Annotated in this window: 4 protein-coding genes; 1 reads left to right on the plus strand and 3 read right to left on the minus strand. The window is 69.6% G+C overall.

Annotated elements, in window-relative coordinates:
• Positions 1-151 precede the first annotated feature (151 nt).
• The gene (locus ASE86_RS07490) at positions 152-3,049 is read left to right on the plus strand and encodes a M16 family metallopeptidase (protein ID WP_056424147.1); all 2,898 of its coding nucleotides are present in this window, start codon (positions 152-154) and stop codon (positions 3,047-3,049) included.
• A gap of 43 nt (positions 3,050-3,092) precedes the next feature.
• Here the strand turns inward: ASE86_RS07490 and ASE86_RS07495 are convergent, their stop codons facing one another.
• The 3 genes from ASE86_RS07495 to ASE86_RS07505 form a co-directional block, all read right to left on the minus strand.
• Complete coding sequence (locus ASE86_RS07495; RefSeq protein WP_056426816.1) at positions 3,093-4,478, minus strand: class II 3-deoxy-7-phosphoheptulonate synthase; 1,386 nt, start codon at positions 4,476-4,478, stop codon at positions 3,093-3,095.
• A gap of 282 nt (positions 4,479-4,760) precedes the next feature.
• Positions 4,761-5,216 carry a TM2 domain-containing protein gene (locus ASE86_RS07500; RefSeq protein ID WP_056424148.1) on the minus strand — a complete coding sequence of 152 codons (456 nt, stop codon included), beginning with the start codon at positions 5,214-5,216 and terminating at the stop codon, positions 4,761-4,763.
• Positions 5,217-5,265: 49 nt separating this feature from the next.
• A complete protein-coding gene (locus ASE86_RS07505) occupies positions 5,266-6,201 on the minus strand; it encodes a D-2-hydroxyacid dehydrogenase (protein ID WP_056424150.1) in 936 nt (311 codons plus the stop codon).
• Positions 6,202-6,297: the final 96 nt, after the last annotated feature.

Genomic DNA, 6,297 nt, shown 5'->3' on the forward strand with positions numbered 1-6,297 from the left:
GCGGTGTGTTCGGTGCCGCGCCGGTTCGGGGCTGGGCGGGCAGGGTGGCGCCTTCTACGGTGGAGCGACACCGGCCCCGCGCGAATCACGCCGGCCGTCGGCTTCTCTCTTGCCGGTGCCGTCGTTGCGGAGCCCGCTGATCGGATAAATCGTGACCTCGCCCCTGCGTATTCGTGTCCTTGCCTCGCTGCCGCTCCTCGCTCTCGTCGCCGCGCCGCTCACGGCACAGACACTCCCGCCGGGGCCGGCGCGTTCGGCGCCCGTTCCGCTGGAGAACTGGCTGCACCGGGGCAGCGATATCCCGGCGGATCCGGCGTGGACCATGGGTATTCTTCCCAACGGCCTGCGCTATGCGGTTCGGCGGAATGCCACGCCGCCGGGTACGGTCGCGATCCGGCTGCGCATCGATGCCGGTGCGCTGATGGAAGCGGAGGACGAGCAGGGCTGGGCGCATCTGCTGGAGCATATGGCGTTCCGTGGCACGCCGACGCGGCCGGATGGCGAAGCGGTGAAGCTGTGGCAACGGCTGGGGGCAAGCTTCGGGTCGGACAGCAACGCGTCGACCACCTATCGCGCGACGACCTACATGCTCGACCTGCCGCGCAACGACGCGGGTTCGCTGGACGAGGCGGTGGGGACGCTCGCCGACATGATGCAGAATGCGGCGGTCGATCCCCGGCTGCTCGACATCGAACGCAACGTCGTGCTCGCCGAACGCGCCGCGCGGCTGACGCCGCTGGTGACGAAGGTCCGCGATGCGACGCGCGACGTGATGCAGGCGGGCCTGCTGGCGTCCCGGCGCGAGCTGGCGGGGACGCCGGCGACGCTGGCCGGCGCCACGGCCGAGCGACTGCGCGCGTTCCACCGCCGCTGGTATCGGCCCGAGCGGGCGGTGATGGTCGTCACCGGCGACATGGATCCGGCAGCGATGGTCGATCGCATCACCGCGCAGTTCGGTGGGTGGAAGGGCACGGGCGCCGCACCGAGCGAGCCCGCCTACGGCAGCCCGGTCGAGCCCGCGTCGCGGATCGCGATGGTCAGCGATGCCAACGCATCGGCCGGGATGCAGCTCGCCTGGGTGACGCCGCATGTCGCCGGCCGGATGACCGCGGAGCGGCAGCGCGCGGAATATCTCGACAGCATCGCGCTGATGGTCCTGAACCAGCGGTTCGTCGAACAGGCGCGCAAGGGCGGGGCGATGCTGTCGGCCGGCGCCGGCGTTTCGCGGCAGCGCAGCCTGTCGGACACCGTCTCGCTGGGCGTCAATGTCCGCGGCGCGCAGTGGCAGGCGGCGCTGACGGAAGCGTACGGCGTCCTGAACCGGGCGCTTGCCGGGCCGATCGGCCGGGCCGAGATCGGCCAGCAGGTCGCCAGCATGGCGGACGGCCTGCGCCGCAGCATCGAGACAAGCAAGACCTGGCCATCCGCGACGATCGCCAACGGGCTTGTGTCGGATGTCGACACCGACGACGTGTCGCCGACGCGGCAATATTACGCCGACCTGTTCGCTGCGCAGAAACCTGCGATCACGCCCGCTGCGGTCAACGCCGCGCTGAAGACGATGTTCGCCCCGCGCCCACGGTTTCTGATCGTATCGCCCACGCCGGTTCAGGGTGGCGAGGCTGCGGTCGCCGCGGCACTGGAGACCGCGCGCAAGGCGGAAGGCGGCGCGGTCGCCGCGGTGCGCACCGTGACGCTCGACATGGTCAGCCCGCCGCTGACGCCCGGCCGGGTGATGCGGGAGCGCCCCATCGCCGAGTTCGGGATCGACCGCGTCACCTTTGCCAACGGCGTCGAGCTCGCGATGAAAAAGACCGACTTCGCGCGCGAATCGATCGGCGTGGAAGTGCGGATCGGCACCGGCCAGACCGGCCGCCCGGTCGATACGCAACTGCCGGACTGGAGCAGCGGCGTGCTGCTGGCGAGCGGGATCGGGGCGGCGACGCCGCCCGAACTCGCCCGGCTGGCGGCGGGGCGGCAGATCGGTTTTTCGCTGGCGACGCGTACCGACGCGACGGTCCTGTCGGGCGGCACCAATCCGCGCGATGTCGGCGACCTCCTGCGCATCATGGTCGCGGTCGCCAAGCGACCGACGATCGATCCCATCATGGTGGAGCGGTTCCGCGCGTCCTACGCCGCGTCGGTCCGGTCGATCTTCGGCCAGCCGCAATCGGTCCTCGCGGTCTTCGCGCTGCCGGTGCTGTACGGCAACGACAAACGTTTCACGGTATTGCCGCCGGCCAGGGCGGTCGCAGGCACCGATGCCGCGGCGATCAAGGCCCATTGGACGCGCGTGCTGGGCGAAGGGCCGGTGCGGGTGTCGGTCGTCGGCGACTTCGATCGCGACGCGGTGATCCGCGCGGTCGCCGCGACGTTCGGCGCGCTGCCGCCGCGGCCTGCGCCGCCGCTCAAGATCCAGCCGGTCCCGCCGCTGCCGACTGCCAAGCCGCTGATCCTGAACCATCGCGGCGACCCCACCCAGGCGATCGTGGCGGTCAACTGGCGGACGCTGGGCGGCCTCGGCGACCTGCCGGCCAGCCGCGCGCTCAACATCGCGACGGCGATCATCCAGGATCGGCTGACCGATGATTTCCGCGAGAAGCAGGGCGGCACCTATTCCCCGTTCGTCAGCCAGGACGAACTGCGCGGGTTCGACGATTTCGGGATGCTGATGGCCGGCGCACAGCTGACTCCTGACCGGATGGCGGCGTTCCGCAGCACGCTGGATGCGATCATCGCCGACCTCGCCGCCAACGGCCCGGCCGCCGACGATCTGCTGCGCGCCAAGGAAACCGCGATCGGCGCAGCGCAGCGGGCGCTGGCCGGCAACAGCTACTGGAGTGCGATCCTGGCCGGCGACCTGGACGATCCGCGGCGGATCGCGTCGATGCGGACCTACATCAGCGGGCGCAGGGCGATCACCGCCACCGATGTGCGCGATGTGGTGCGGAAATATCTGGCGAACGGCAAGCCGCTGGTGGTCGAGGTGCGGCCGGCACCCGCCGGCGCGCTGCCGGTGGTCGAGGTGCCCGCACCGACCAAGCCCTGACGGCGTCCGTGCCCCGCCGCGCAAGCGTGGGGCACGGGTGGCGTTACGCCGCCTGCGCCGCCTCTGCCGGGCGGCGGTGCTTCATCTCGTTGTTGAGCATCTCCGCCAGCAGGAAGGCGAGCTCCAGGCTCTGCCCGGCGTTCAGGCGAGGATCGCAGTGCGTGTGGTAGCGATCGGCGAGCGACTGTTCGGTCACGTCGACCGCGCCGCCGGTGCATTCGGTGACGTTCTGCCCGGTCATCTCGCAGTGGATGCCGCCGGCGAACGACCCTTCCGCGCGGTGGACCGCGAAGAAGCCGCGGACTTCGGCCAGGATGCGCTCGAACGGCCGCGTCTTGTAGCCGTTGGCCGCCTTCACGACGTTGCCGTGCATCGGGTCACAGCTCCAGACCACCGGATGGCCCTCGCGCTGCACCGCGCGGACGAGTTTGGGCAGGCCCGCTTCGATCTTATCGTGGCCGTAGCGGGTGATGAGCGTCATCCGCCCGGGCACGCGGCCCGGGTTCAGCGTGTCGAGCATCCGCAGCAGTGCATCGGGCTCCAGGCTCGGCCCGCACTTCATCCCGATCGGGTTGCCGATGCCGCGGAGGTATTCGACATGCGCCGACCCTTCGAAGCGCGTGCGGTCGCCGATCCACAGGAAATGCGCGGACGTGTCATACCAGTCGCCGGTCAGCGAATCCTGGCGGGTGAGGGCTTGCTCGTAGCGCAGCAGCAGGGCTTCGTGGCTGGTGTAGAAGCTGGTCGCCTTCAGCTGCGGTACGCGTTCGGCATCGATCCCGCACGCAGCCATGAACTCCAGCGCCTCGCCGATGCGGTCGGCGACGTCCTCGTACTTCGCCGCCCAGGGCGAGCGGCCCATGAAGTCGTGCGTCCAGCGGTGGACCTGGTGCAGGTTGGCATAGCCGCCGCTGGCGAACGCGCGCAGCAGGTTGAGCGTCGCCGCCGACTGCGAATACGCCCGGATCATCCGCTGCGGATCGGGCGCGCGGCCTTCGGGGGTGAAGGCGATGTCGTTGACGATGTCGCCGCGGTAGCTGGGCAGTTCGACGCCGCCCACATCCTCCAGGTCGGCCGAGCGTGGCTTGGCGAACTGGCCGGCCATGCGGCCGAGCTTCACCACCGGCAGCTTCGAGGCAAAGGTCAGGACGACCGCCATCTGCAGGATGACGCGAAAGGTGTCGCGGATGGTATTGGGGTGGAATTCGGCGAAGCTTTCGGCGCAGTCGCCACCCTGCAGCAGGAAGGCCTTGCCCGCCGCGACATCGGCCAGGTCGGCGGTCAGGTTGCGGGCTTCGCCGGCGAAGACGAGCGGCGGGAAGCTGGCCAGCTGGTCGGTCGCGGCGGCCAGCGCCGCGGCGTCGGGATAGGTCGGCAGCTGGCGCGCCTCGGCACGGGTCCAGCTGTCGGGGGTCCAGGTCGCGGCCATGTCGGTCTCCGAAATTCCGTGAGGGATCGCCCAGTCGGCGTGATGCGCGATGCCGTTGGCCGCGATCTGGTTGGCGACACGCGCGCCGGCGCGCTTGCCGTCCTCTTCCCAACCCTGCACGGTCGATCCCGCCGCCCCGAACCACGCGCCAAAGGCGGCGCGGCTGAGGCCACGTTCTTCACGGAATTTGCGGATCTTTGTACCGGCGAGCGTCGTCATGCGCCGCCGTTTACGCCGTCAGCGTAAATCCACGCAAGCGTAAATTTACGCTGTCAGCGTAAATCACATATCACGGTTGTAGCGTGCGTCGAATTCGGCATCGTCCATGATGAGATAGCGGATAAAATCGACGAACGCCCACAGGCCGGTCACCAGCAGGCCGACCAGCGTGCAGGTGAGGATCAGCATGACGACGCCGCTGCCGGTCCGCCCGAGGTAGAAACGGTGGATGCCGAGCGTCCCGAGGAAAAACGCCAGCAGCGCCGCGACGATCTTGTTACGATTGGTGCGACGGCGCGGCCGATCAGGGGCGTGCGCGACATGCGCGGGCACGCTGCCCGGCACGTGATAGATGCTCAGCGCGCGGCTTTCGTTGATGTCGAAATCGACGGTAGCGCCGACGGCGGGACCGAGCTTGTCGCTCCAGTCCTCCGGCCGGAAGCGATAGCGCTGTCCGTCGTCGCCTGCGATCTGTCCGTCGCCCGTGGTCCGATCGACGCCAAGTACCTGTCCGCGCATGCTGCTCCCCCAAGTGCGTGGCCGGGGTGGCGGGGAAAGGGGCGGTTCGTCAATATCCTGCGTCCAGATCGACCCGATTTTGCAGCGGATTGCCCGAGAGGAACGCCGAGAGGTTCCGGAGGAACAGCGCCGCCCCGCGCTGGAACATCTGCGTCTGGCTGCGCCCGGACAGGTGCATCGAATGGATCGCGTTCGGCGTCGTCCATAGCGGATGCCCTGCCGGCAGCGGCTCGGGCGTGACGGTGTCGAGGAAGGCGCCGGCGATTCGGCGGGCCGAGAGCGCGGCGATCAGTGCATCCTGATCGACCATGTCGCCGCGTGCCATGTTGATGAGCCACGCGCCGGGTTTCATCGCGGCGATCTCGTCGGCGCCGATCAGCGCGTGAGTGTCGGTGGTCGCGGGCGCGGCCAGGACGATCCAGTCGAACGCGCCGATCCGGCCGCGCCACTGGTCGGGCGTGAGCGTATCGTCGCGGCCGGTTCGCGTGACGCCGGTCACCTGCACGCCGAACGCCCGGAGCCTGTCGCCGATCAGCCGGCCGATCGTGCCATAGCCGATGATGAGCGCGGAGGTGTCCTCCAGCTCGACCGTGCCGGGGGCGGCGATCGTCCATTCCTGGCGGTCGGCCTGGCGGACGACCTGGTCGTAGCGCTTGGCGGCGACCAGCATGCCCATGACGGCATATTCGGCGACCGCGACCGCGTTGATCCCGGCGCCGTTGGTCAGCACGGCCCCGAGTGCCTTCAGTCGTGGCAGGTCGAACGCGTCGACGCCGGCGTAGATGGTGGATACCCATTTCAGCCGCTGGCCGGCGGCGATCGCCGCGGCGGTCTCGCTCGGCGGTTGCATGTCGACCCAGGCGATGTCGGCATCGGCGATCATCTCGCGCGCCTGCTGGGCGCTGGCGAACCAGGCGATGTCGAGGCCCGCGGGCAGGTGCGGTTCGAGCAAAGGGCGGGCGAGGGCGGGGAGGACGGCTTTCATGGACTGGGCGTATCAAATCCTCCCCAGAATGGGGAGGGGGACCGCCGCGAAGCGGTGGTGGAGGGGTGTGCCCCATAGGCTGTCGCTGGTGGAGAG

This window comes from Sphingomonas sp. Leaf33 (genome assembly GCF_001421785.1).
Lineage (GTDB): Bacteria > Pseudomonadota > Alphaproteobacteria > Sphingomonadales > Sphingomonadaceae > Sphingomonas.